Below are 26,749 nucleotides of genomic sequence, written 5' to 3' on the forward strand. Positions count from 1 at the left end.
TAAAATAGCTATATGTTTTATTATTGGAGGAACCCATGAAATTACGAGGATTTGAAATTATTACAGCATATAAAGAAAAAAGCATCACCTTGCCTCAACGTGCCACCCATCATGCGGCTGGTTACGACTTTGAAGCAGCGGAAGAAATCGTGGTGCCAAGCATTTGGAAAGCGGGCGTGATCGACGGGGTCAAAGCGCTTTTTGCGAAAGAGACCGCAAAACAGTTGAAGCCAACCTTGATTCCCACGGGGATCAAAGCCTATATGGGGGAAGACGAGTATTTGCAGCTGACAAATCGTTCCAGCAATCCTTTGAAACGTTTCTTAGTCTTGACGAATGGTGTCGGCGTCATCGACAGCGATTACTATGACAATCCAGATAATGAAGGGCATATCATGTTTCAGTTTACCAATTTCGGCCCCACAGATGTCGTCATTAAAAAAGGCGAACGGATCGGCCAAGGAATTTTCTTGCCGTTCTTAAAAGCTGATCAAGATACAACCACTGCCAGCCGAACCGGCGGCTTTGGCTCCTCGAATCAGTAAATCCTGCCTGGGGGTCTGTTTGATAGAAGTAGTGGAGGAGATCAATGGCAAAAAAAGCAAAAAGTCAATTTGTCTGTCAAAATTGCGGGTATAGTTCCCCTAAATATTTAGGGAAATGCCCCAATTGCGGCAGCTGGAATTCAATGGTGGAAGAAGTGATCCAAGAAACCGCCGATCGTCGAGTACGTACGACATTGACGGGGCAAAAGATGCAGCCGACGAAAATCGCCGATGTCGTACCGAAAAAAGAACCGCGGGTCCAAACGAAACTCGCTGAGTTGAATCGCGTCTTAGGTGGCGGCGTGGTCCCAGGCTCCTTGATTTTGATCGGTGGGGATCCAGGGATCGGAAAATCGACGCTGCTCTTGCAAGTTTCCCAGCAATTAGCAGCGATCGGCGGGACGGTCTTGTATGTGTCAGGAGAAGAAAGTGCCGAGCAGATCAAAATGCGGGCGCAGCGCTTAGGCGCCATCGACACAGAATTTTATCTCTATGGGGAAACGGACATGTCAGAGATCAGTAAAGCGATCGAAAACATCCGCCCAGATTATGTGATCATCGATTCGATCCAAACCATGACCCAACCGGATATCACCAGCGTGGCAGGCAGTGTCAGCCAAGTGCGAGAAACGACCGCAGAATTGCTGAAAATCGCCAAAACCAATGGCATCGCCATCTTTATCGTTGGCCACGTGACGAAGGAAGGCTCGATCGCAGGACCGCGGATGCTGGAGCATATGGTGGATACCGTCTTGTATTTCGAAGGCGAAAAGCACCACAGTTTTCGAATTTTGCGGGCCGTCAAAAACCGCTTTGGGTCCACCAATGAGATCGGGATTTTTGAAATGGAAGAAGGCGGGTTGAAAGAAGTCGCCAATCCGTCACAAGTCTTTTTGGAAGAACGCTTAGAAGGCGCAACTGGATCGGCGATCGTAGTAGCAATGGAAGGCAGTCGGCCAATCTTGGTGGAGATCCAAGCACTGGTCACGCCAACGATGTTCGGCAATGCCAAACGCACGACGACGGGGCTAGACTTCAACCGCGTCTCGCTGATCATGGCGGTTTTAGAAAAACGGGCAGGCTTGCTGCTGCAAAATCAAGATGCCTACTTAAAAGCAGCCGGCGGGGTCAAATTAAATGAACCTGCGATCGATTTAGCGATCGCTGTTAGTATCGCGTCTAGCTACAAAGAAAAAGGCACCAGCCCGACGGAGTGTTTTATCGGTGAAATTGGCTTGACGGGTGAGATTCGCCGAGTCAACGCGATCGAGCAACGGGTCAAAGAGGTGCAAAAACTAGGTTTTACGAAAGTTTATTTGCCTAAAAATAATCTGACTGGCTGGCAGTCGCCCAAAGGCATCGAAGTCGAAGGCGTGTCTACCTTAGCCGAAACCTTGCGGAAAGTCTTCCGTTAAAGTGGAGTCAATGCAAGAGCAAGGGGCAATCGCCTCTCCTCTTGCCCTGACGCTGCTGATTCATTCGTTTGAACCAACCGACCGACAGCCGCTGACTGGCGGAAGGAGCCTGTCTGGCAGCACGGATTTTTGAACAAAAGAAACCTACTGGAGTATGGAGGAACATGTATGCAGAAACGAGTCATTACCGCACTAATGGTACTTGCCGGAGCAAGTCTGGGGATCTCACTGATGCCTATCGCATGGCAAGCCATTGGGCAAACCCAAAATGAATGGCTGAATAATAACATCACTAATAGTTTGCTTGGAGCCCTTATTTTCTTTTTATTATCTTTACTATTAGCGAAATATATTGCAGCCGGTATTCGCAAAATTGAAGAAAAACTAAGTGAATTGAGCTTAACGTATCTCTTGTTTGGCGCAATTGGTTCGATCATCGGTCTGATGATCGGTGTGATCGTGTCGATTCCTTTTTACAATTGGGATATTCCTTTTATCAACGGGATCGCCCCAATCTTAGTGATGGTCCTGTTAGGGTATCTCGGTTTTCAGATCGGGACGACACGGATCGATGAATGGAAAAAAGTCTTTGCCCCAAAAAACAAAAAGGCAGAGCCCCAAGAGCAAGATGAACAGCAGATGCTGGAAAGAAAAATCGCGGACCATTTCCACAAATACAAAATTTTGGATACCAGCGTGATCATTGATGGTCGGATCTATGACATTGCTAAAACGGGCTTTTTAGAAGGCGTCTTGCTGATCCCGAATTTTGTCTTGTATGAATTGCAATACATCGCAGATTCTGGCGATAGTTTGAAACGGGTTCGGGGTCGCCGCGGCTTGGATATTTTGAATGCTTTGCAAAAAGAAGAAGGCATCGCAGTTGAGATGTATGAAGGCGATTTTGAAGACATCTCCGAAGTCGATAGCAAGCTGATCAAGTTAGCGAAGATGCTGGATGGTGTCGTCGTGACCAATGATTACAATTTAAACAAAGTTTCTGAATTTCAAAATGTGCCTGTCTTGAATATCAATGCGTTGGCCAATGCGGTCAAACCAGTGGTGATTCCAGGAGAAAGCATGCACGTCTTAGTGGTGAAAGCTGGCACGGAGCGCCAGCAAGGGGTCGCTTATCTAGATGACGGGACGATGGTCGTGGTGGAAGATGGCCAGCATTACATGAATGAACACATCGAAGTGATCGTCACCAGCGCCTTGCAAACGGCAGCTGGGCGGATGATTTTTGCCAAACCAGCCCATTCTGGTCGCGGCATCGACAACAAAGAAGGATCGAAATCAGAGAAATAATCCTAGGCAGCTGGCGTAAAATATGCCAGCTGCCTTTACTAATTGGGTTATTGATTGTACAATTCAACTTGAGGGTTCTGTTTTTTACGCGGGTCTTTCCCACTAAACTGAACAATAAGCCCCAAGCAGCTTGGCTGGCTTGGAAATCAGATGAAGGAAGAGGAAAACAATGACAAAAGTACGTGTACGTTACGCGCCAAGTCCAACAGGACATTTACACATCGGGAATGCTCGGACGGCTTTATTCAATTATTTGTTTGCTCGTCACAATGACGGTGAATTTATTATCCGAATCGAAGACACCGATCAAAAAAGAAACATTGAAGATGGTGAAAAAAGCCAGCTTGAAAACTTGCAATGGTTAGGAATGGATTGGGACGAATCACCTGAAAATCCAGGAGAATACGGTCCGTATCGTCAATCAGAACGCGGCGATATCTACCAACCACTGATCGATCAATTGCTTGCAAGCAATCGTGCGTATAAGTGTTATTGTACGGAAGAAGAACTGGAAGCCGAACGTGAAGGCCAAAGAGCTCGTGGCGAAATGCCCCATTATGCAGGGAAATGTGCCAACTTAACACCAGAAGAGCAAGCCGAAAAAGAAGCACAAGGCTTGAAACCAGTGATTCGTTTCCGTGTCTCTCGCAATACTGAATACAAATTCCACGACATGGTCAAAGGCGAGATCGTTTTTGAATCAGATAATGTCGGTGGCGATTTTGTCATCCAAAAACGTGACGGTATGCCGACTTACAACTTTGCAGTAGCAGTCGATGACCATCATATGAAAATCACCCATGTGCTGCGTGGAGATGACCACATCGCCAACACACCAAAACAGTTGATGATCTATGAAGCATTTGGCTGGCAAGCACCAGAATTCGGGCATATGACGTTGATCATCAATAGCGAAACCGGGAAAAAATTAAGCAAACGGGACGAATCGATTCTCCAATTCATCGAGCAATACCGTGAGTTGGGTTATCTACCAGACGCTATGTTCAACTTCATTGCACTTTTAGGCTGGTCACCAGTAGGGGAAGAAGAAATCTTCTCTCAAGAAGAATTGATCAAAATCTTTGATCCTGAACGGTTGAGCAAATCACCAGCTGCCTTCGATGCCAAGAAGTTGGAATGGGTCAATAACCAATACATGAAACAAATGGATCTGGATGAATTGACGGCAATGTGCGTCCCTTACTTGGTAAAAGCCGGTCGCATCGAAGAAACATTGACCGAAGAAAAAGCTGCCTGGTTGAAAAAAATCGTTTCCCTGTATCAACCGCAAATGAGTTTTGCGGCACAAATCGTCGACCTTTCGGAATTGTTCTTCGAAGAACACCCTGAATTAGATGATGCAGCCAAAGAAGTCTTAGCAGGAGAAACTGTACCGACGGTTTTGACAGCCTTTAAAGAAAAATTACAGGCGATGCCAGTCGTTGAGGCTGCGGCAGTCAAAGCAGCCATCAAAGAGATCCAAAAAGAAACAGGCATCAAAGGCAAGAATTTATTCATGCCGATCCGCGTGGCGGTCTCAGGCCAAACCCACGGACCAGAACTACCAGATACCGTTGAATTATTAGGGAAAGAAAAAGCCCTTGATCATTTGAATAACGTGTTATAAACACAGCGAATAGACGAAGTACTAGCCGATTTTTTTCAGAGAGACCACGGAAGGTGAGAGTGGTCAAAAAAGGCTAGGAAATGCACCTAGGAGTGGCTTTGGCGCAAGTCAAAGACGAAGCAGCGGACGTTACCCGCTTGAAGGCAGTGCCGAACTGCGAACAAAAGTGGGACCACGCAAAAAAGCGTCTTTTGAATAAGGAAACTTATTTGAAAGACGCTTTTTTCGTATCAAGAAGTTTGGATAAAGTAGGTGAGAAGATGACTTGGTTCAAAAAAGCAATTGCGGCAACAAAAAAACATGATCCATCGGTACGATCAACGTTGGAGATCATCATCACATACCCAGGATTTCATGCCTTGTTTTGGCATCGTTGGTCGCATTTTTTGTTTCAGCATCGCTGGTATTTTTTGGCAAAACTGACGGCCCAGTTTTGGCGTTTCTTGACTGGGATCGAGATTCATCCTGGTGCGCAGATCGGCCAAGGGGTCTTTATCGATCATGGGATGGGCGTCGTGATCGGAGAAACGGCGATCATTGAAGATGATGTCGTCTTGTTTCACGGGGTCACCTTAGGGGGAACCGGTAAAGAGCGGGGCAAGCGTCATCCCACGGTTAAAACCGGTGCGTTTCTCTCAGCCCATGCGCAGATCTTAGGCCCTGTCACGATCGGTGAGCGTGCAAAGATCGGCGCCAATGCAGTGGTTTTGAAGGATATCCCCGCAGAAGCAACTGCTGTCGGAATCCCAGCAAAGATCGTTCGAATCAAAGGAAAGAAGGTTACCCACGATGATTAAAATCTATAATACGCTGACACGGGAAAAAGAAGTGTTTCAGCCATTAGAAGAAAAAAAAGTAAAAATGTATGTTTGCGGACCCACCGTCTATAACTACATCCATATCGGGAATGGCCGCAGTACTGTGTCGTTTGATACCGTACGCCGTTATTTTGAATACCGCGGCTATACAGTGGACTATTTGATGAATTTTACCGATGTCGATGATAAAATCATTCGTGCGGCAAAAGAATTAGGCACGACGGCCCCAGAAGTGGCAGAGCGTTTTATCAACGCCTTCAATGAAGATACCGCAGCGCTGAACGTCAAACCTGCTACGATGAATCCTCGTGTGATGGATCATATCGAAGACATCATTGCCTTTATTGCTGCTCTTGTAGAAAAAGGCTATGCCTATCCAGTCAATGGCGATGTTTATTACCGTACCCGTAAATTTGCTCACTATGGGCAATTAAGCGACCAATCCATCGATGAGCTGGAAGTCGGCGCAAGCCAGCGGACCGGTGAAGAACAAAAAATCAAGGAAGATCCGTTGGATTTTGCTTTGTGGAAAGCGGCAAAAGGCGATGAGATTGCTTGGGAATCTCCTTGGGGAGCCGGTCGTCCTGGCTGGCATATCGAATGCTCGGTGATGGCGACCAAACACCTAGGCGAGACCATCGATATTCATGGAGGCGGACAAGACTTGACCTTCCCGCATCATGAAAATGAGATCGCCCAAAGCGAGGCGAAAACTGGCAAGACCTTTGCCAACTATTGGATGCATAACGGCTATGTGACGATCGGTGAAGACGAAGAAAAAATGAGTAAGTCACTGGGCAACTTCGTCACAGTGCATGAGATGGTCAAAAAAGTTGATCCGCAGGTGCTGCGTTTCTTTTTGGCAACGACCCAGTACCGCCGACCAATCAAATACAGTGAGACTACCTTGCATGAAGCACAAACCAACCTGCAAAAATTGCGGACGACCTATGAAAATGCCAAATTCCGCTTGAATAGCAGTCATTATCAAGCTAGCGATGAGGAAGTCAATGCAGCGGTTCTGGAAGAATTTGAAGAACGTTTCGTCAAAGAAATGGACGACGATTTCAATGCGGCTAACGGGATCACTGTGGTCTATGAATTGGCGAAGTGGCTGAACTTAGCTAGCGAAGACCCAGAAACAGATTTGGCTTTATTAGCGGCTGGATTAGCCAAATTCAGCGAATGGCTGACGATTTTCGGGATTTATTTTGTATCCGAAGAATTGCTGGATGAAGAAATCGAACAGCTGATCAATGAACGGATCGCCGCCCGCAAAGCCAAAGATTTTGCCCGCAGCGACCAAATCCGTGATGAGTTGAAAGAACAAGGGATCATCTTAGAAGATACCCCGCAAGGAACCCGATGGAGACGAGAAGCATGAGAGATTATAAACAATTGAATGGTTTGGCATTGGCCTATGTGGGGGATGCGGTCTATGAAGTCTATATTCGCGATTATTTAGTCGCCCAAGGCCAAACCCGCCCGAACCAACTGCACCATATGGCGACCCACTATGTGTCGGCCAAAGCCCAAGCGGCATTGATCCAAAAGATGTTGGATGAAGAGATCCTGACCGAAGAAGAACATGATTTTTACCGCCGCGGCCGCAATAGTAAAAGCCATACGGGCGCCAAAAATGCCGATGTCACGACGTATCGTATCGCTACTGGCTTTGAATCGCTGATCGGGTATTTGCACCTCACGCAACAAAAAGAACGCTTAGACGAGCTAATAGACTGGTGTATAAAGAAAGTAGGAGAAGAAGATGCGAGAAAAACCGCAAAGAAAGCGTCCAAATAAAAAAACAGCTGGCCGATCAGAAGCCAGACAAGAAAATAGACCGGATCGCCGCAAAGAAGCCGCTGGAGAAGCCATCGAAGATAATTTTGTCTTCGGCTATCATGCGGTTGCTGAAGCCTTGAAAGAAGGGCGAGGCAACAAGCTGTTTCTTTCCGAAGAAGCACGGGGAGAAAAAATCGATCGTTTGAAAGAAATGGCGCGGGAACAGGCAGTTCCAGTCAAATGGGTGCCAAAACAAAAGCTGGATACGATGAGTGACCAAGGGGTCCATCAAGGCATGATCTTGGCGATCACCCCTTATCAGTATTTGACCTTGGATGAATTGTTGGCCCAAACGAAAGAACAGCCGCTGTATCTGATTTTAGATAATCTAGAAGATCCCCATAATTTCGGCTCCATCATGCGAACCGCTGATGCCAGCGGCGTAGACGGGATCATCATTCCAAAACACCGTGCGGTGGGGATCACGCCGATAGTGGTGAAAACGTCGACCGGCGCAGTGGAACATATCCCTGTGGCCCGCGTGACCAACTTGACCCAAGCAGTCCAGCAGCTGAAAAAAGCTGGTTTTTGGATCTTCGGTACTGATATGAGTGGCAGTGATTACCGCACATGGAATGCCAAAGGGGCGGTCGGTTTGATCATCGGCAACGAAGGTCGTGGCATGGGGGAAGGTTTGAAAAAAGAAGTGGATCAAATGCTGACGATCCCAATGACTGGGCACGTGCAGAGCTTAAATGCCAGTGTGGCGGCGGGCTTGTTGATGTATCAGGCCTTTACTAGCCGAAATGGGGCGTCCCAATGAAAACCCCTTTGCTGATCGTGGATGGCTACAATATGATTGGCGCTTGGCCGGAGCTGGTTCTTTTGAAAAATCAAGACCGTTTAGAAGATGCCCGAGAAGCCTTACTGAATCGGCTGTCGAATTATGCAAAATATGAAGGGTTGAAAATCATCGTTGTTTTTGATGCCCAACTGGTGCCTGGTGTGACCCAAAGTTACACCAAATATCAGCTAGAAGTTATTTTTACTGAAGAAGGAGAGACCGCCGACAGCTACATCGAACGAATCGCTGGTGAATTAAACAATCGATTGACCCAAGTCACCGTCGCTACCAGCGATTTAGCCGAACAGTGGGTGATCTTCTCTCAAGGTGCTTTGCGAACTTCGGCACGGGAATTGTACAAAAGCGTGGAAAAAACGGAAAAAGACATCCACGAGCATCAAACCGACTTGCGATTTGAAAATTTCCGCCGCAATTCCCCTTGGTCACCTGAACAATTAGCCGAACTTGAAAAGAAATTGCGCGACCTTAGTTAGGGACAAAGTTGGTCTGGTAAATTAGAAGATGTCCCAGCCATTTATGATACGCTCCTTTTGTAGCAAATGAAGCAAAAACAAAAGGAGTGATCTCGATGCGCACAAAGGAAAGACAAGTATCGCACCGTTCAGATAGATTTGAAGAGTTGTTCAGAAAATATCGACCGATCGTTGAGATTTTGCATAAAAAATATTATCTGCGGGATTATGACTTAGACGATTGGCTGCAAGAAGGCAGGATCGTTTTTAATAAGTGTCTAAAGACTTACGATAAGGACAAAGGAACGACCATCGGTATCTTGTTTAAGCGTTCCTTTGAGAACCGTATCTGCAGCCTGTTGCGGGCGCAGCATGCCCAAAAACGCAAAGCCCAAGTCGATGCCTGCTCGCTGGAAGAAAAGCTTTTACAAGAAGGCAATCGGTTTTTGACCGATCATAATCGCTGTGCGGAAACTGCAGAGACCTACTTGTTCGTTAATGAATCGTTGGCAGAGTATCCGAAAAGTTTATCGTCTTTAGAACGAATGGTTATAATGAATTATTTAAAAGGATTAGAACTTGATCAGATTGCCGCTCAAGAAAAGCTGCCTTACGAAAAAATAAAAGCGCTTTCAGTCGCGGTCGGACAAAGTTGATAGCGCTTATCAAGGGTGTTTAACAAAAATCTTATTGAAAGTAGAATTATTTTATGGTAAACTTGAAATTTTCTGCTTTTCGTGGTATGATGATGCTCGAGGTGAATGCGATGCCAACAACTTTAGCTACGATCAAGAAAGATTTAGAAGGCCGTATCGGTAGTGAGATTATGCTAGTTGCTCAGACTGGACGTAAGCGTCAAACTGAACGTCGCGGCGTTTTGACAGAAACTTATCCTTCAGTTTTTGTTGTAGATTTGGATCCAAATGAGAATTCATTCGAGCGGGTTTCTTATAGTTATTCAGATATTTTAACTAGAACTGTTGAGATTGAATTTTTATCAGAAGCTGTTTGAAACAAGAAGAGTTGACACTTTGTTGACTCTTTTTTGGTTCAATAAGATAAGGAGTGATGGGATGGCGTTTTTTCTAAAAGAGTTAGGGGAAATGACTGGGGTGGAGTTTTATCAGCTTGCCCGTTTGCGTACAGCGGTTTTTGTGGTGGAACAAGCGTGTGCGTATCAAGAGATCGATGCGATCGATGCACAAGCCAAACATTTATGGGCCCTTGATGAGGAAGGGCAGATCGTTTCGTACGCCCGTATTTTCCAGCAGGAACAAACGGTGCATTTTGGTCGGGTCATTGTGGCACCAGCATAACGGGGGCAAAAAGAAGGCCATCGTCTAATCAAAGAAGTTTTGCATCGCATTGAGCAGTGTTATCCAGCTTTGCCTATTGAGATCGAAGCACAAGCCCACTTAGAAAAATTCTACGGCCAGTATGGCTTTAAAACCATTACACCGCCTTTTTATGAAGACGGGATCCTGCATGTCGGGATGAAAAAAGAAGCAAGCACAGCGACTCTCTAGCGAGGTTCGCGTGCTTGCTTCTTTTAGCGCTATGATTGATGGATCGGATGAATCCGAATCGCTTCTTTCGACCTTATTGACTAAGAGCCGTTTTTTTATCGGATCGTATCATCCAATGATGTTGGACGTGGATCCACAGTGTTGGCAGGAGGCGTTTGCGCTTTTAGAAGGTCACGAATCTCTTCTAAATAATCCTCTGCAGTGACTTCTGGTACTTCTTCTTCCTCAGGTTGTTGTTTCAGATTGCGTAGTTTGTTGACTGCTTTGACAATCAAGAACAAGACAAATGCGGTAATCAAGAACGTAATAATGGCAGTAATTACGCGGCCGAAATCAAAGACCACATTTTTGGCTGGTTCAAAGACCAAGCCAGAAAAGGCATCTGCGTTACCAAAGAGTGATAAGATCCATGAAACCAATGGTGTCAGCAATCCTTCAACTAAACTAGTGACGATTGCGGTGAAGGCACTCCCGATCACGACCCCGATCGCCAAGTCAATGACGTTTCCTCGTAAAATAAATTCTTTAAATTCTTTAATCATCCTGTATCCTCCCTTCTAAATCTTACTGACAGTATAGCGAAAAACGCGGGATTTATAAAAAAAAACGCTCGCTGCAACAGGTTTGATCAGCGAGCCGAGGAGAAAGTTTGTCAGCTATGCTATAATTGAAGAGATAATTTTGCTTCTAGAAGGGGTGTCACATGTCTATTGAATTAAAAAAAGGTGTTCGGTTAACGGTGCTACCGACCAAAAAGTATAAAACGATCCGTTTTTTCGTTCGGTTTACTGCACCATTGCAGGCTGGAATGACCGCCAAACGGACCTTATTGACCAGTTTATTAGAAACGACTAGTTTGGCTTATCCGACACAGACCGCATTTAGCAGTCAGCTGGCAGAGCTTTACGGTGCCAGCTTTGGTATGAATGTCAACAAACGGGGCAATCTGCATCAAATCAATGCAGCGATGTCCTTTGTCAACGGGAAGTACGTGTCAGATGAAGCAGTATTGCCGCAAGCAGCCGCTTTTTTAGCAGAAGTTTTGTTCCATCCGAATGCCCACGAGGAACAGTTTGAAGAAAAGAACTTCACCATCGAAAAGCACAACTTGATCGCCTATATGAACAGCGTGGCAGAAGATAAGCAAGCATTGGCTTCTTTAGGGCTGCAAGAGTTGTATTTCGAAAACGATCAGAATCAGAAGTATCCGAGCTTTGGCCGTCCCCAAGACTTAGAAGCTGTGACCGCAAAAGAGCTTTACCAAACCTATCGCTCAATGATGGACAATGATCAAATCGATATTTTCGTGATCGGCGATGTGGTTGAAGCAGAAGTTGCGGCGCTCTTCCAAAACATGGCCTTTACCGATCGGCCAGACCAAGCAATGCCGGTCTTTTATCAGCAAGCGGCGGAAAATATCATTCGCGAGAAAATCTTGCGGGAACCAATCATCCAAGCCAAATTGAACTTAGGCTATCATACTGGCGTGTATTATGACCAAGCCGAGCGGATCGCCTTTATGGTCTTCAACGGGTTGTTTGGCGGATTCCCTCATTCAAAACTGTTTATGAATGTCCGAGAGAAAGAAAGTTTGGCGTATTATGCTTCCAGCAGTATCGATACGTTTCGGGGGTATTTGTCGGTCCAAACAGGGATCGATGGCAAAAACCGCGACAAGGTTTTCAAATTGATCGAACAGCAGCTGCAAAGCTTGCAGCGTGGCGAAGTCACCGCGGAAGAACTGGCACAAACAAAAGCGATGTTGAAAAACCAGTACTTGCTTTCATTGGATAACCCACAAGCACTGATCGAAACAGCCTATCTGAATCAGTGGGTACCGAATACGAAAATGACGGAAGATGAATTTATGCAGAAATTGGCACAAGTGACCGTGGCAGATGTCCAAGCATTGGCTCAAAACGTGTCCTTGCAAGCTGTATTCTTCCTGGATAAGGAGACGACCCATGAATAAAAAAGTCTATCAGCAAATCAATGAGACCCTTTATGAAGAAGTATTGCCAAACGGCTTGAAAGTTTATTTGCTGCCAAAAGCCGATTTCCATAAAACTTACGGACTTTTCAGTACGAACTATGGCTCTGTCGACAATCATTTCGGGTTTTCACCCGAAGCATTGCATCAAGTCCCTGACGGCATTGCCCATTTTCTAGAGCACAAACTGTTTGAAAAAGAAGACGGCGATGTCTTTCAAACCTTTGGTCAGCAGGGGGCTTCTGCCAATGCCTTTACCAGTTTCACGAAAACCAGCTACCTTTTTTCGGCAACCGATCAAATCAAGCTGAACCTTGAAACGTTGATCGATTTCGTTCAAGCCCCGTATTTCACAGAAGAAACCGTCGAAAAAGAAAAAGGGATCATTGGTCAAGAAATCCAAATGTATGATGACGATCCGAACTGGCAGCAGTTTTTCGGCATCATCAAAAATCTGTATCCGAAGCACCCCTTGCATATCGATATCGCTGGTACGGTGGAAAGCATTGCGCAGATCACCGCAGAAGACTTGTATCTTTGCTACAATACCTTCTATCACCCAAGCAACATGACGCTTTTTGTGGTAGGCAATATCGATCCTGAAGAAACGATGGCGTGGATTCGGACCAATCAAGCGGCCAAGACCTTTCCAGAAACGCAGGCGATCATTCGCCAGTTTCCTGAAGAAACCTTTGCCGATATTCAAGCAGAATCAAGTCTTACCATGCCAGTGACACGTGCCAAAGGCGTATTAGGGATCAAAGGGGACTTGAACAAACTGCCGAAATCAGGAAGAGAGCTCTTACGCTTCAAAAATGCGTTGAATCTTTTCTGCCAATTGGTGTTAGGCAATACGTCCGCCAATTATTTGCGTTTGTATGATCAAGGCATCATCGACGACACATTTGGGTTTGAAGTGAACTTGGATCGCGGCTTTTACTTTGCCGACTTCTCGGGGGATTCTGAAGAGCCAGAAAAAATGTTGGCAGAGATCGAAGCGATCGTAATGAATTTCCAGCAAGATCCAGAGATAAATGAAGAAAACTTGACGTTATTGAAGAAGAAAATGCTAGGAAAATATTTCCAATCACTGAACTCACTGGAGTTTATCGCAAACCAGTTTACCCAAAGTTTATTCGGTGAAACGACGCTCTTTGATCTGCCAGAAGTGATCCAATCGATTACTTTGGAAGATGTCCAGCAAGCGGCTCGTTCCTTTATCGATCCCAAAGCGTTTAGTCGTTTTTACATGTATCCAACGGAAAAAGCCTAAGCGAAGGCTGGTTTTGTCAAACAGCTATCATCTAAGCGACACTGACTGATTCAAGGAGGAATGCCCAACAGAACAAGGGCTGGCCAACTCCTGAGTCATTCAGTGTTTTCTTTTTGCGTCAAAGGGTGGTTTTTTCTTGCAATTTGATGCCAATTTGGCGAAAAGTATTAAAATTTGTTTGCGAGTTGTCGTTAGGCTATCCTCAGACTTTTTCTTTTATGGTATTCTTTAATTATTGGAGCAAAATCTTTTTTTGTTTTTTTGCAAAAAATCACGGAAAAAATGTTATATTTAGTAGACGGCGTGTCCAAGTGGAAATCGGCGCGACGGAACTTTTTTATTGACGTATACAGGGAACCCCTGTTTTAAAATGATAGAGCAGCTTTGCTGACCTTACGACAAGCAGCGAAGCGATTTTAGGGCTTTTTTTTAAAGATGAATAAAAGACTGGAGTAGATGATCGAGTGGCCAACGAAACAACGATTGGAGCAAAATTACGGCAAGCCCGTTTAGATAAAAACATTTCATTGATTGAATTACAACAAATGACAAAGATCCAAAAACGCTATTTAGAAGCAATTGAAGCAGAGCGTTTTGATCAATTGCCAGGCACTTTTTATGTCCGTGCGTTTATTCGCCAATATGCAGCAGCGGTTGGAGAAGACGGCGACAAATTGGTAGCCGTTTTTGATGGCAAAGATACGTTAGACGCCCTCTTACCAAAAAGACCGCAGCCTGAAACCGTCAGCGGCTCACGAAAAGCACAGCACGTAGAAGAAAAAAGCGGCTCATTTGTCGTCCGCTATTTGCCGATGATTCTATTAGGTCTGGTGGCCATTACGATCGTGAGTATCGTGGGCTACATGGCTTGGCAAGACCGGAATACAACGCCGATGATCCAAGGAAGCTCTTCTCTTGTGGTAGAAAATTCAGCGTCTACCGCTTCCACCACGTCAAGTACGGAAGAAACCAGTACTTCGAGTGAAGCGACGGAGTCTTCAAGTACGACGGAATCCAGCGAAGCGAAAATGACGATGACTGCCAGTGATTCGACGCAATCGTCGATCACGATCACGATGAAAGATGCGGAAAATCCTATTGAATTAGCATTTACTGGGCTAGATGCTTCTTGTTGGGTCGGTGTACAAGTCGACAACGCTTATGTGTACCAATACACTGTTCAAGCGGGAGAAACGCAATCGATGACGCTGCCAGAAGGCGCCACGAATGCGACTTTGACCCTGGGCGCAAGTCAAAATATCTCCATCACTGCCAATGGTCAGGACGTGGACTTTTCTGATCCGCAATTTGAATTGTTACAAAAGACGGTCCGTCTCGTGATTGAATACCAAGACGATGCGGCTTAAATCTGACAAATGTGCCTCATTGAGGTATCATTAGCTAAAAAGTTATCTGTTGCATCCGACCATTGAAAAGCAGAAGTAGTGGCATGATTTGCCGTTATTTCGTACAATAGTCGGCAGAGAGGAGTCTATTTCGTGAATTTACCCAATCAATTAACTGTATTACGGATCATTATGATCCCCATCTTTATTTTGGTCTTGGTTTTGCCAATCGATCTTGGCACGCTGACCGTTGGTACGACACAATTAGAAAACACGCACCTTATTGCAGCGATCCTTTTTGCGGCAGCCAGCATTACAGACTGGCTAGATGGCAAGATCGCTCGTTCCAGAGGCCTTGTTACCAACTTCGGGAAGTTTGCTGACCCGTTAGCAGATAAAATGCTCGTCATGACGGCTTTTATCATGCTGGTTGAATTAGACAAAGCCCCAGGCTGGGTAGTTTCGATCATCGTTTGCCGCGAGTTGGCAGTGACGGGTTTACGCTTGTTGTTAGTGGAACAAAGCGGGGAAGTCATGGCTGCTGCATGGCCAGGGAAAATCAAAACCGCGACACAAATGGTTGCGATCATTTTCTTGTTCTTGAACAACATTCCCTTTTCAATGATCGGTTTGCCTATCGATCAAATCATGTTGTATCTATGTTTGATCTTCACGATCTATTCCGGGGTCGATTATTTCATAAAAAATACGAATGTTTTTAAAGATTCTATGTAAAATTTCTAGATCTAGATAAAGAAGCGATAAAAACAAGGATACAAGTCACGAAAGTTCAGAAGTTTTCTGGACTTTTTTTGTCAATATGAAAGACTTTTACGTATCTGATAAATGAAGGAGTAAACGAATGAAAGCAGAAATTATTGCAGTCGGGACCGAATTACTTTTAGGACAGGTGGTGAATACGAACGCGACCTTCTTGTCAGAAGAACTGGCAAGTCTTGGGATCGATGTTTTTTATCATAGTGTTGTCGGGGACAACCCCAATCGCTTAGAAGAATTGCTGACGATCGCCGACAAACGCAGCGACTTGATCGTGCTGTGCGGCGGCCTAGGGCCCACCGACGATGACTTGACGAAACAAGTCACTGCCCGTCATGTGGGACAAGAGTTAGTCAGAGATGAACCAGGTTATCACCAATTGAAAGCCTTCTTTGAAAACAGTCAACGGAGAATGACGGAAAACAATTTACGGCAGACCCTCGTTTTTAAAGATGGTGTGTCTTTGCCAAATCCCAATGGACTAGCGATCGGGATCTTTTATCAGACAGCCGCTACCAGTTATTTGCTGCTGCCGGGACCACCAAGTGAACTGCAGGCGATGTTTCTTACCCACGCAAAACCACTTCTATTAGAGCAGTTTCCCCAAGAAGAAGTCTTGCTTTCTCGCGTTTTGCGCTATTACGGGATCGGGGAATCGGCGTTGGTCACAGAATTGGCCGATTTGATCGAGAATCAAGTCAATCCCACCATCGCTCCTTATGCCAAACCCAATGAGGTCACGCTGCGTCTGACGGTCAAAACTGCAGACGAGGCGCAAGGAATCAAACAATTGGATGCCTTAGAAGAAACCGTCCAAGCACGGGTCGGTGCGTATTTCTATGGGTATGGGGAACAAAATTCGCTGGCAGAAACAGTCGTCGGGCTACTGATCGAGAATAAGAAAACCGTCACCGCAGCGGAAAGTTTGACCGCTGGTTTGTTCCAAGCGACCCTAGGAGGGATTCCTGGCGTCTCTGAGGTGTTTCCCGGTGGGTTCGTGACATATTCTGCTGCAACAAAAAGCAAGCTCTTAGGCATCGATCCAGAGCTTTTGGAAAGCTATGGGACTGTTAGTCAGGAATGTGCAGAAGCAATGGCCGTCTATGCCCGCAAACAAGCCGAGACTGATTATGCGGTGGCGTTTACGGGTGTTGCTGGTCCAGACGAGTTAGAAGGTCAGCCTAAAGGCACCGTTTGGATCGCCTTAGCTTCTGACAAAGGCGTCTCGAGCCAGCTGTATCACTTCAACCGCGACCGCGCCTATATTCGGCATAGTGCCGTCATGGCGGGCTTAAATCAAATACGTAAGGAATTATTAAATTAATGCGAATGTTTGTTCGTTTTTTCTTGCAATTTCCCGTCAGAAGGACTATTATTATCTTATGAACGACACACGAAAGTGATGAATATAAGGAGGATTATCCGTTTGGCAGATGATCGTAAAGCAGCCTTAGATGCTGCACTAAAGAAGATTGAAAAGAACTATGGTAAAGGTGCCATCATGAAGCTTGGCGAAAAAGTTGATCAACAAATTTCAACGATCCCAAGTGGTTCATTGGCCTTGGATGTTGCATTAGGTGTAGGTGGTTACCCACGAGGACGGATCGTAGAAGTTTACGGCCCAGAAAGTTCTGGTAAAACGACAGTTGCTTTACATGCCATTGCGGAAGTCCAAAAAAATGGCGGAACAGCAGCATTTATCGATGCCGAACATGCGTTAGATCCTCAATATGCGCAAAAATTAGGCGTAAATATCGATGATCTTTTGTTATCACAACCAGATACAGGAGAACAAGGATTAGAGATCGCTGACGCCTTAGTTTCAAGTGGTGCGGTTGATATCGTGGTCATTGACTCGGTAGCAGCTTTAGTCCCACGGGCGGAGATCGACGGTGAAATGGGTGATACCCACGTTGGTTTGCAAGCTCGTTTGATGTCACAAGCATTACGGAAACTTTCTGGTTCCATCAACAAAACGAAAACGATCGCGATCTTTATCAACCAAATTCGGGAAAAAGTTGGGATCATGTTCGGGAATCCAGAAACGACGCCTGGTGGCCGTGCGTTGAAATTCTATTCAACCATCCGTTTGGAAGTACGTCGTGCTGAGCAATTGAAATCCGGTACAGATATCATCGGGAACCGCACGAAGATCAAAGTAGTCAAAAACAAAGTAGCGCCACCATTTAAAGTAGCAGAAGTCGACATGATGTATGGTCAAGGGATTTCCCAAGAAGGCGAACTGCTGGATATGGCCGTGGAACAAGACATCGTCGATAAAAGCGGTGCGTGGTATGCCTATAAAGGGGATCGTATCGGTCAAGGTCGTGAAAACGCCAAAAACTATATGCGTGAACACCAAGAAATGATGCTAGAAGTTTCTGCTCGCGTCCGCGATGCTTACGGGATTGGAACAGGAGAGACCGTAACCCTTGAGGAAGCGCAAGAAGAATTACCATTAGACGACTAAGTCTTGAAAAAGCCAAACAACCTCGTTGTTTGGCTTTTTTGTGGTTTTTGCCAGATTCGTCCATTGTTGAAAAAACATCCGTAAAAAGGAAGGGTTGCGAAAGTTTACTTTATTATTTAAAGTTGACACTCTTGGGTTCAAACATTACAATAAACGTATGTGGATTTCCACATAAGAAGTAGCGAATTGATAATTTTGTTATCCTTTGTTAATCAAAATTACAAAATATTTAAAAAGATAGTATGGAGGTGGATTCATTGGAACTACTTTACATTCTCCTCGCTATCATCGGTTTAATTGTCGGTCTTGGATTAGGAGTTTATGTGACGAAATCTCGTCATGAGAAAGAAATCAACGGCGCCCAAAATTCTGCAGCTGGAATTATCGAAAGCGCTAAGAAAGAAGCAGAAACTCTTAAAAAAGAAGCATTGTTAGAAGCTAAGGAAGAAAATCAGAAGTATCGGTCAGAGATTGAAAGTGAGTTGAAAGAAAGCAAACTTGATTTAAAATCACAAGAAAATCGTTTACTCCAAAGAGAACAAGTTCTTGATCGTAAGGACGATTCTTTGGAAAAACGAGAACGCTCACTTGAAGATAAAGAAGGCAGACTTAGTGAGAAACAACAATTAATTGACGAGCGAGAAAAAGAAGTAGAAAACTTAATCGATGGACAACAGAAAGAATTAGAGCGCATCGCTGCGCTGTCTAGAGATGAAGCAAAAGAGTTGATCATGAAATCAACGGAAGAGGAATTGAACCATGAATTAACGATCATGGTCAAAGAATCTGAACAGCGTGCAAAGGAAGAAGCAGATCGAAAAGCAAAAAATCTCTTGTCCCTAGCAATCCAACGTTGTGCCGCAGACCAAGTGTCTGAAACCACGGTATCGGTCGTATCATTACCAAACGATGAGATGAAAGGTCGAATCATCGGAAGAGAAGGTCGGAACATTCGCACCCTTGAAACATTGACAGGGATCGATTTGATCATTGATGACACGCCAGAAGCAGTCGTCTTATCAGGATTTGATCCGATTCGCCGTGAAATTGCTCGTATGACCCTTGAAAAACTGATTCAAGACGGCCGGATCCATCCAGCTCGAATTGAAGAAATGGTCGAAAAATCTCGGAAAGAAATGGATGAGCATATTCGTGAATATGGGGAACAAGCAGCCTTTGAAGTCGGCGCCCACACCCTTCATCCAGACTTGATCAAGATTTTAGGTCGTTTGCGTTTCCGTACCAGCTACGGACAAAACGTCTTGAACCACTCGATCGAAGTCGCAAAACTAACCGGTGTTCTTGCCGCAGAATTAGGCGAAGATATCCAGTTAGCCAAACGTGCTGGACTCTTGCATGATATCGGGAAAGCCCTTGACCATGAAATTGAAGGCTCTCACGTTGAGATCGGGGCTGAGTTAGCTGCCAAATACAAAGAAAATGGTGTGGTGATCAATGCGATCGCTTCTCACCATGGAGATGTTGAAGCAACATCGGTTATCTCTGTTTTAGTTGCAGCCGCAGATGCCTTGTCAGCAGCCCGTCCAGGTGCCCGCAGCGAATCATTGGAAAATTATATTCGCCGCTTGCAAAACCTAGAAAATATCGCCAACGGCTTCAAAGGGGTCGATTCCAGTTTTGCAGTCCAAGCCGGACGTGAAGTCCGTGTAATGGTCAAACCAGAAGAGATTTCTGATTTGGATGCTGTACGATTGGTTCGCGACATCCGCAAGAAGATCGAAGACGATTTGGATTACCCAGGTCATATCAAAGTAACCGTTATTCGCGAGACCCGCGCAACGGATTACGCCAAATAGCAAGCAAAAGCAGTATCCTCTCAGAGGATACTGCTTTTTTGTGTAGCTGATTGTCAATAAGGACGGCTGAGTTGTGCAAAATCGACTCTATTTCATCAGTCCCATAAATGATCGTGCCTTTTTTATTCGTCGGCAACAGAACAACGAACAAGCAAAAGGATGGCTCGATAGCGACAGAGGCGAAAAATGGGAGGATCGATCCAGTATTATCGAGTGGGGGGCTAGTGAAAAACAAAACAGACCCAGGCTTCTCGGGGAAGTCCAGGTCTGTTTCATGTGTTTCACGTCTATACGTCCATCAAATCTTGCGTCGGCGGGCAAAGTCCACAAAGCGGAATTTATCCAGTCGGTGGATCGATTCGGTGTATTCAAAACAGCGCGTGTCTTCTAGATACACGAGGCTGCGAACCGTAACGACATGCTGATCTTCAGGACGCAGATCCATTAGATCCCGCAATTCTTTGTTGACGGGGTCAACAGTGATTTCTTTTTGTGCATAAGCGATCTCAAGGCCAAGATCATTTTCAAAGTAATCAAAAATCGATACTTTCGCTCGGTTTTCTGGCAACTCTTCGATGATAGAAGCATCAAGGTAATCTTTATCCAAAATCACCACTTCTCCATCGATTCTCCGCTGACGGATCAGTTTCCATGCCTCAGAAGCAACAGGCCAACCAGTGGTCTCGTGCAGCTTTGGCGAAACGGCGATCTTGCGGATCTCGACAACCTTAGTTTCACTAGGAATGCGTTGGGTATCTTGCAGCTCTCGAAAACTCGTCAAGCCAGAAATCGGGAAATCAAAGCGATTCAAGTCTAAAACGATCGAACCTTTCCCTTGTTTCTTTTGGATATAACCAGCATCCCGCAATAAATTCAATGCCTTACGGACAGTCTCGCGGGAGACACCATAAGTTTTGATCAATTGGTTTTCGCTAGGCAGCAAAGAATGCGGAGGGTATTCGTTTGCTAGAATTTTTTGTTCTAAATCTAAAAATATTTCTTTGAACTTGTTCATCGGATTGCCCCCTCTTTGGCTATTATAGCGAGGCCAATTTGGAAATGCAATCGACTATTTCGCCAAAAGTTCGTCAATGTTTAGGTCCGTTAATTTTTCAACGATCACATCTGCACCGTGTAATTCTTCTCCTGAATAAACACCTACCGCATACATACCAGCAGCATTGATGCCGTCGATCCCTGCTTGAGCATCTTCAAAGCCAACTGCTTCTGCCGGTTCAATGCCTAGTGCCAGCGCTGCTTGGATAAAGATTTCTGGATCTGGTTTGCCTTTTTTCAAGGTTGCTGGGTCAACGATCGTATCAAAGTCTTGCATGACCCCAAGTTTGTCCAAAATAAACGGTGCATTTTTGGATGCCGAAGCGATCGCACAAGGAATGTTTTTTGCTTTGGCTTCATCAAGGAATGTCTTCACCCCTGGCAATAGATCATCAGGAGTCAAGCTTTGTAACAATTGTACATAGTGGGTATTTTTCTTCGTCGCTAACGCTTCTTTTTCGACTTCTGTGTAGGCATCATTTTTGTTGCCTAGGGTTAAGATTCGCTCTAAAGAATCCATGCGGCTGATGCCTTTTAACTGCTCGTTGAACTTCAAATCGATCTCGATCCCGATCTCCGCAGCTAATTCTTTCCATGCAATGTAGTGGTATTTGGCCGTATCCGTGATAACGCCGTCTAAATCAAAAACAAATCCTTTTTTCATGTGTAACACTCCTTTTAGTAAGTAATCGTTGCTTCTTTCTTTGCTTCTAGAGAAACTTGTTGCCCATTCACTAAGATCGTGACTGGCTGATCAGCGGTAATCGTCAATGTTTCATGTGTAACATTCATTGCAAAGCGGGTGCCGCGAACTTCTAGCTGAAAGGCTAAGCTGTCCCAAGCTTTCGGCAAGTTTGGCGTGATCTGCAGCTGCTCTTCTCGAATATCGATCCCAGCAAAAGTGGTTAATGGAATAAACAACGTAGCAGCCATGACACCGGCGTGAATGCCTTCTGCTGTAGTCCCGCCTTGGATATCACGGTAATCAGAAGAGAGGGCTTCTTGGTATAATGACCAAGCCAACTCCTGATCATCTACCATTGCCGCCAACTGGGCATGAACGATGCGTGACAACGTCGAGCCGTGGGAGGTACGAGCCAAGTAATAATGGAGATTTTTTTCAATATAGTCTGTTGGCAGCTGGTAAGAAAGATCTGCCAAAATCTGATTGACTTGCTCTTTTGAGAAATTGTAGAAAATCATCAAACTATCCGCTTGTTTCGCGACTTTGTAGCTGTCAGCACTCTTGCCTTCAGCGTTCAAGATGCGGTCCATCCGATAGATGTTGCCATATTTCTCTTTGTAGTGAGCCCAATCCAGATCTTCCAGCTGGAAGTACCCTTCAAATTGTGCAATGATGCCTTCTGGATCGATCTCTAAGCCCAGCTTGGTACGAATATCTGCCATAGCAGCAATATCTGCAGGGGTTAAAGCCGTTTTCTCTAATACCGCTTGGAAGCTCTCTGCTGAAAGTTGTTGTTGAAGGTTCTCGATCTCTTCAAACAACCATACTACCATCATATTGGTATAGGCGTTGTTTTTCAAGCCGCCTTGTTCACTATTTGGGTAGCTTTCATGAAATTCATCTGGTCCCATAACTTTATCGATAAAGTAACGTTGAGCAGCATCATCCCAGGTGGCAGCACTTTGCCAGAAATGAGCGACTTCTAACATCAATTCTAACCCATATTGTTCCATGAAGACTCGATCTTGCGTGTTGTGCCAGTATTGCCAAATGTTATAAGCGATCGCTAAGGAGACATGGCGTTGCAAGCGACTGTGATCTTCTTTCCATTCGCCGCTGATAGGGTTTAAATGCAGTTCTTGGGATTGCTCACTGCCATCCAATCCTGATTGCCATGGGAACATGGCGCCTTGGTAGCCAGCTTTTTGGGCATCTTTTTTGGCAGCAGCTAAGCGGCGGTAGCGATACAGCAGAATTTCTTTGGCGGTGTCAGGAAAATGTAGAATGTAAAACGGTAAGATAAACAGTTCATCCCAGAAAATATGACCGCGATAGGCTTCACCATGTAGGCCACGGGCAGTGATACTGGCATCTAAGGACTCCTGATAAGCATTCGGTGCTGCGGAGACCAGCAGATGATACGTATGCAGATTCAGCATTTTTTGCGACATTAAGTCACCAGTGACTTCGATGGCCGCTTTTGCCCATAATTCAGCCCAGGCTTGTTTTGAGGCGGTATACATCGTCGCAAAATCAGGTAATGCTAAGGAAGAAAACGTAAATGCCGGTTGCGGCTCTTCTTGGCGATAAGCGGCAACAGTGACTGATTTTTCGACCCGATAAGTTTGTCCTTCCGTCACCTCAAGGGTTACTTGCTGACGGACGACCTGGTCATTTGTTTCAGCTTGCAGCTCAGCCAATGGCAGGTCCTGTGAAAACAGTTGAGAGGATTGGACAACGGTAATCTGTGATTGGTTAGTGGTGACCACTAAATGCGCTTTGTTTTGTTCAGCTGCTGCCTCTTTCACGGTCAAATGCTGGTTAGTTAAACTACGGTAACGAGCGACGTTATAGTTATAGACCGATCCGTCGGCTTCACTGACGAAGGTAACGGTGCCAGAAAAGTTGAGCGGGGTAAACTGATAGACCAAGCTGTATTGGTGAACGTCTTGCATATTGGCGATCTTCTTCGTTTCGATTCGCAGACGCTTTTGTTTTTTGGTTTCAATTTCTGCCACTGATTGGAACAAGCCGGTCTTCAGATCCAATGTCCGTTTAAAGGAAAGGAGCTGATTGTTGGCGATATCGATCACTTCATCATCGATCTTTACGTACATTTTTTGCAGATTCGGTGCATTGACGAAGTCTTCATTGCTGATGGTATGACCAGAAACATCCGATTCCACCGTATTGTAAAGACTTGCTAAATACAGTCCTGGATAGTTCGCTTCACAAATGGTCATCTCAGGCGTTGTGCCTCGCAGCCCTAAATAGCCGTTACCGACGGTTAAAAGTGACTCCACCGAGTATTCATCTTTACCAGGGGTGTAGCCATAGTATTCGAGGCGCCAAGGAATTTCAGCACTTTTTTCTTCATACTGTTCTTTCGTAGTGCAAACAAAGGGACGATTCAATTTTTCTGTCAACCATTGGTCCAATGAAAAAGTCCCTTCTTCATTCGTAAACACCAGCGATTCAGAGACGATCCCGCCACCTTCCATTTGCTGCAGCTGCGCGGTCAGTGCGGCAACGCGCTCACTGTCAGTCCCAGAAAACGGATAGGTCGTACCAGTTTGATCCGTTAACAGCCATTGTTCCTTAGACAATATAATCGTATTCACAGTAGTTGTCCTCCTTTAAACTTGTCTATACATGCAAAATGATTATAACGTAAATTGTAAGCTATTTCAATTTATCTATCCTGTTTTTTTATTCTTTTTTGTCAAATAAACAGTAAATAAAGTTGTTGGCAATATTATTTTATATTAATGAAACATTTTAAAAAACGTTTATTTATCAAGGTTTTCATATGGTACCTTTGCTATTTGCTTGTATTGTTTATAGAAAAAGTGAAAAAAATTGGTTTGAAACGCTTGCAATATCAAAATTATCAAGTTATGATTAGTGCGTAATCAAAACATATATATACAAGTGGAGATGAAAGGGGTTTATTAATTATGGGAAAGTATCGTGATGATGCTGAGAAGCTGCTGGAATATGTTGGCGGCAAAGAAAATATCGCCGCAGTAACACATTGCGCGACACGGATGCGTTTTGTTTTGAACGATCAGTCAAAAGCAAACGAAAAGGCAATTGAAGAAATTCCAAGTGTCAAAGGAATGTTTACCAATGCGGGACAATTCCAAGTCATTATCGGCAATGATGTCTCAACGTTTTACAATGATTTTACCGATGTATCAGGAATAGAAGGTGTTTCTAAAGAACAAAGTAAAGCGATTGCAAAAAACAATCAAAATATCGTGCAACGAGCGATCGCTACGTTAGCTGAGATCTTTACCCCGTTATTACCAGCGATTATTGTCGGTGGTTTGATGCTAGGGCTGAGAAATTTCTTAGAAGGTGTACCGCTAGAAGCTCTAGGTGGACAAACCATTACGCAAGCTTCTACTTTTTGGAACGGTGTCAACGGCTTTTTATGGCTGCCCTGTGAAGCGATCTTTCACTTTCTACCAGTAGGGATTACTTGGAGTATTACACGTAAGATGGGAACCACGCAAATATTAGGGATTGTTTTAGGGATTACATTGGTTTCACCGCAATTATTAAATGCTTATTCAGTAAGTTCAACTTCTGCTGCAGAAATTGCTCAAAATTATACGTGGGACTTCGGGTTCTTCACTATTGATAAAATTGGGTATCAAGCACAAGTGATCCCAGCAATGCTGGCAGGTTTCTTATTGGTTTATCTTGAAAGATTCTTCCGGAAATGGATTCCAGAAGCGGTTTCAATGATCTTCGTTCCATTGTTCTCATTGCTGCCAACTATTTTAGCAGCCCACATGGTGTTAGGTCCAATCGGTTGGCAAATCGGATCAGGCATTTCTTGGGTCGTAAATGCTGGCTTGACCTCACCATTAAACTGGTTATTTGGTTTCATTTTCGGTGGCTTGTATGCGCCTTTGGTTATTACCGGATTGCATCATACAACGCTAGCGATCGACTCTCAATTAGTAGCAGATTTTGGGACAACCAACCTTTGGCCAATGATCATGCTGTCAAATATTGCACAAGGTACGGCAGTATTGGCGATTTGGTTCCTTCACCGTGGCAATAAAAAAGAAGAACAAGTCTCTGTTCCAGCAACGATTTCTGCTTACATGGGGGTTACTGAACCAGCGATGTTCGGGATTAATTTGAAATATGTTTACCCATTTGTCGCAGCAATGGTAGGTTCTGCCTTTGGTGGAATGCTGATCACTGCAACGAATACCCGTGCATTAGGTATTGGTGTAGGGGGACTGCCTGGTTTCTTATCATTTAAAATTGAAAACTATCCAATGGTCTTCATCTCAATGGCGGTGACGATTGCGATCACGTTTGTTTGCACCATCATCTTTAGAAAAGTTACCTTCTTAAATAAATTAGAACCGCAATTGGCTGCTGATACAGCTGCAGCAGCGGCTGTTGCACCAACGACGGCTGTACCGACACCTGCAGCCCCAGAAGCAGCACAAGTTTCAGAAGAAACCCTTTATGCTCCAGCTGATGGGAAAGTAGTTGCCATCACTGAAGTTTCTGATCCTGTCTTTTCTCAAAAAATGATGGGTGACGGCTTTGCTGTTCAGCCAACGAATGGAACGATTTATGCTCCTGTTGCAGGCACGATCTCTAGCATTTTTGAAACAAAGCATGCAATTGGGATTTTAACGCCTGGTGGCGCGGAAGTTCTTGTTCATATGGGCTTAGATACTGTGGAATTAAAAGGTGCGCCATTTGAGGTCCTTGTTTCTGAAGGTGACACGGTCACACCAGAAACGAAGATTGCAGTGATGGATCTAGAGGCTGTGACCGCAGCTGGCAAACAGACAGATGTTTTAACAGTCATCACGAATGCCGAAAAAGTGCGTCAGCTTTCATTGACGACCACAGGCACAGTGACAGCCAAAACAGCGGTTGGTTCCGCTGAATTAAACTAAAAAAATAATCCGTTTCCGAGAGCACCCTTTGACTAAGAAGGGGGATCGGAAGCGGAT

At 44.9% G+C, this 26,749-nt stretch carries 23 protein-coding genes, 2 pseudogenes and 1 other annotated feature; of the genes and pseudogenes, 21 read left to right on the forward strand and 4 right to left on the reverse strand.

Translation table 11 applies throughout. The features are described from left to right. The first annotated feature begins 35 nt into the window (after positions 1-35). The 13 genes and pseudogenes from IGJ25_RS01370 to IGJ25_RS01430 form a co-directional block, all read left to right on the forward strand. Positions 36-545, forward strand: a complete 510-nt coding sequence (locus IGJ25_RS01370) for a hypothetical protein (RefSeq protein ID WP_010748479.1) — start codon at positions 36-38, stop codon at positions 543-545. 44 nt (positions 546-589) lie between these two features. Next, positions 590-1,960 carry a DNA repair protein RadA gene (gene radA / locus IGJ25_RS01375; RefSeq protein WP_081116707.1) on the forward strand — a complete coding sequence of 457 codons (1,371 nt, stop codon included), beginning with the start codon at positions 590-592 and terminating at the stop codon, positions 1,958-1,960. Positions 1,961-2,128: 168 nt separating this feature from the next. Then, on the forward strand, positions 2,129-3,268 hold the full coding sequence (locus IGJ25_RS01380; protein ID WP_005226396.1) for a PIN/TRAM domain-containing protein: 1,140 nt from the start codon (positions 2,129-2,131) through the stop codon (positions 3,266-3,268). Positions 3,269-3,437: 169 nt separating this feature from the next. Then, positions 3,438-4,895: a glutamate--tRNA ligase gene (gltX, locus tag IGJ25_RS01385; protein ID WP_016608945.1), complete on the forward strand. Its 1,458-nt coding sequence runs from the start codon at positions 3,438-3,440 to the stop codon at positions 4,893-4,895. Continuing rightward, positions 4,892-5,090: a binding site (T-box leader), on the forward strand. Its footprint overlaps the gene before it by 4 nt. 65 nt (positions 5,091-5,155) lie before the next feature. Further along, entirely contained in the window at positions 5,156-5,692 is a 537-nt protein-coding gene (epsC, locus tag IGJ25_RS01390; RefSeq protein ID WP_026008130.1) for a serine O-acetyltransferase EpsC, read from the forward strand. Beyond that, a complete protein-coding gene (cysS, locus tag IGJ25_RS01395; RefSeq protein ID WP_015508686.1) occupies positions 5,685-7,097 on the forward strand; it encodes a cysteine--tRNA ligase in 1,413 nt (470 codons plus the stop codon). Before epsC ends, cysS begins: the two co-directional genes overlap by 8 nt. Next, positions 7,094-7,516, forward strand: coding sequence for a Mini-ribonuclease 3 (locus IGJ25_RS01400; protein ID WP_015508687.1), 423 nt, complete (start codon positions 7,094-7,096; stop codon positions 7,514-7,516). Before cysS ends, IGJ25_RS01400 begins: the two co-directional genes overlap by 4 nt. Next, positions 7,482-8,321: a 23S rRNA (guanosine(2251)-2'-O)-methyltransferase RlmB gene (rlmB, locus tag IGJ25_RS01405; RefSeq protein ID WP_081116706.1), complete on the forward strand. Its 840-nt coding sequence runs from the start codon at positions 7,482-7,484 to the stop codon at positions 8,319-8,321. The genes IGJ25_RS01400 and rlmB overlap by 35 nt, the downstream gene beginning before the upstream one ends. After that, positions 8,318-8,836, forward strand: a complete 519-nt coding sequence (locus IGJ25_RS01410) for an NYN domain-containing protein (protein ID WP_005226413.1) — start codon at positions 8,318-8,320, stop codon at positions 8,834-8,836. Before rlmB ends, IGJ25_RS01410 begins: the two co-directional genes overlap by 4 nt. Positions 8,837-8,931: 95 nt before the next feature. After that, positions 8,932-9,494 (forward strand): annotated as a pseudogene (locus IGJ25_RS01415) (sigma-70 family RNA polymerase sigma factor). Positions 9,495-9,581: 87 nt separating this feature from the next. Then, positions 9,582-9,827 (forward strand): Veg family protein, encoded by a 246-nt coding sequence (locus tag IGJ25_RS01420; RefSeq protein ID WP_005226417.1) that lies wholly within the window; start codon positions 9,582-9,584, stop codon positions 9,825-9,827. A 61-nt stretch (positions 9,828-9,888) separates the two neighbouring features. Continuing rightward, positions 9,889-10,131, forward strand: coding sequence for a GNAT family N-acetyltransferase (locus IGJ25_RS01425; RefSeq protein ID WP_225000675.1), 243 nt, complete (start codon positions 9,889-9,891; stop codon positions 10,129-10,131). 12 nt (positions 10,132-10,143) lie between these two features. Beyond that, positions 10,144-10,341 (forward strand): annotated as a pseudogene (locus IGJ25_RS01430) (GNAT family N-acetyltransferase); the annotation flags it as partial. 95 nt (positions 10,342-10,436) lie between these two features. Here IGJ25_RS01430 and mscL read toward each other — a convergent pair. Then, entirely contained in the window at positions 10,437-10,883 is a 447-nt protein-coding gene (gene mscL, locus IGJ25_RS01435) for a large conductance mechanosensitive channel protein MscL (RefSeq protein ID WP_005226421.1), read from the reverse strand. A gap of 161 nt (positions 10,884-11,044) precedes the next feature. Between mscL and yfmF the strand changes: the two genes are divergently transcribed. The 7 genes from yfmF to rny all read left to right on the forward strand — a co-directional run bounded on the left by yfmF (position 11,045) and on the right by rny (position 20,014). Then, positions 11,045-12,313 (forward strand): EF-P 5-aminopentanol modification-associated protein YfmF, encoded by a 1,269-nt coding sequence (gene yfmF, locus IGJ25_RS01440; protein WP_081116705.1) that lies wholly within the window; start codon positions 11,045-11,047, stop codon positions 12,311-12,313. Then, the gene (gene yfmH, locus IGJ25_RS01445; protein ID WP_074934338.1) at positions 12,306-13,604 is read left to right on the forward strand and encodes an EF-P 5-aminopentanol modification-associated protein YfmH; all 1,299 of its coding nucleotides are present in this window, start codon (positions 12,306-12,308) and stop codon (positions 13,602-13,604) included. The genes yfmF and yfmH overlap by 8 nt, the downstream gene beginning before the upstream one ends. 464 nt (positions 13,605-14,068) lie before the next feature. Next, positions 14,069-14,971, forward strand: a complete 903-nt coding sequence (locus IGJ25_RS01450) for a helix-turn-helix domain-containing protein (protein WP_438779075.1) — start codon at positions 14,069-14,071, stop codon at positions 14,969-14,971. A gap of 132 nt (positions 14,972-15,103) precedes the next feature. Continuing rightward, entirely contained in the window at positions 15,104-15,685 is a 582-nt protein-coding gene (pgsA, locus tag IGJ25_RS01455; RefSeq protein WP_005226440.1) for a CDP-diacylglycerol--glycerol-3-phosphate 3-phosphatidyltransferase, read from the forward strand. 127 nt (positions 15,686-15,812) lie between these two features. Continuing rightward, entirely contained in the window at positions 15,813-17,051 is a 1,239-nt protein-coding gene (locus tag IGJ25_RS01460) for a competence/damage-inducible protein A (protein WP_081116703.1), read from the forward strand. Between the two features lie 102 nt (positions 17,052-17,153). Next, positions 17,154-18,197 carry a recombinase RecA gene (recA, locus tag IGJ25_RS01465; protein WP_005226448.1) on the forward strand — a complete coding sequence of 348 codons (1,044 nt, stop codon included), beginning with the start codon at positions 17,154-17,156 and terminating at the stop codon, positions 18,195-18,197. Positions 18,198-18,439: 242 nt separating this feature from the next. Continuing rightward, on the forward strand, positions 18,440-20,014 hold the full coding sequence (gene rny / locus IGJ25_RS01470) for a ribonuclease Y (RefSeq protein WP_005232891.1): 1,575 nt from the start codon (positions 18,440-18,442) through the stop codon (positions 20,012-20,014). A 298-nt stretch (positions 20,015-20,312) separates the two neighbouring features. Here the strand turns inward: rny and treR are convergent, their stop codons facing one another. From treR to IGJ25_RS01485, 3 genes are read right to left on the reverse strand one after another with little or no spacing between them, the layout of a single operon-like run. Beyond that, complete coding sequence (gene treR, locus IGJ25_RS01475; protein ID WP_005226457.1) at positions 20,313-21,029, reverse strand: trehalose operon repressor; 717 nt, start codon at positions 21,027-21,029, stop codon at positions 20,313-20,315. 54 nt (positions 21,030-21,083) lie between these two features. Beyond that, positions 21,084-21,734 (reverse strand): beta-phosphoglucomutase, encoded by a 651-nt coding sequence (gene pgmB, locus IGJ25_RS01480; protein WP_015508694.1) that lies wholly within the window; start codon positions 21,732-21,734, stop codon positions 21,084-21,086. A 14-nt stretch (positions 21,735-21,748) separates the two neighbouring features. Continuing rightward, the gene (locus IGJ25_RS01485; protein WP_081116702.1) at positions 21,749-24,376 is read right to left on the reverse strand and encodes a glycoside hydrolase family 65 protein; all 2,628 of its coding nucleotides are present in this window, start codon (positions 24,374-24,376) and stop codon (positions 21,749-21,751) included. A gap of 336 nt (positions 24,377-24,712) precedes the next feature. Between IGJ25_RS01485 and treP the strand changes: the two genes are divergently transcribed. Continuing rightward, complete coding sequence (gene treP / locus IGJ25_RS01490) at positions 24,713-26,692, forward strand: PTS system trehalose-specific EIIBC component (RefSeq protein WP_081116701.1); 1,980 nt, start codon at positions 24,713-24,715, stop codon at positions 26,690-26,692. Positions 26,693-26,749 lie beyond the last annotated feature (57 nt).

It is taken from the genome of Enterococcus sp. DIV0240d, from assembly GCF_051711245.1.
GTDB classification, from domain to species: Bacteria; Bacillota; Bacilli; order Lactobacillales; family Enterococcaceae; genus Enterococcus_D; species Enterococcus_D casseliflavus.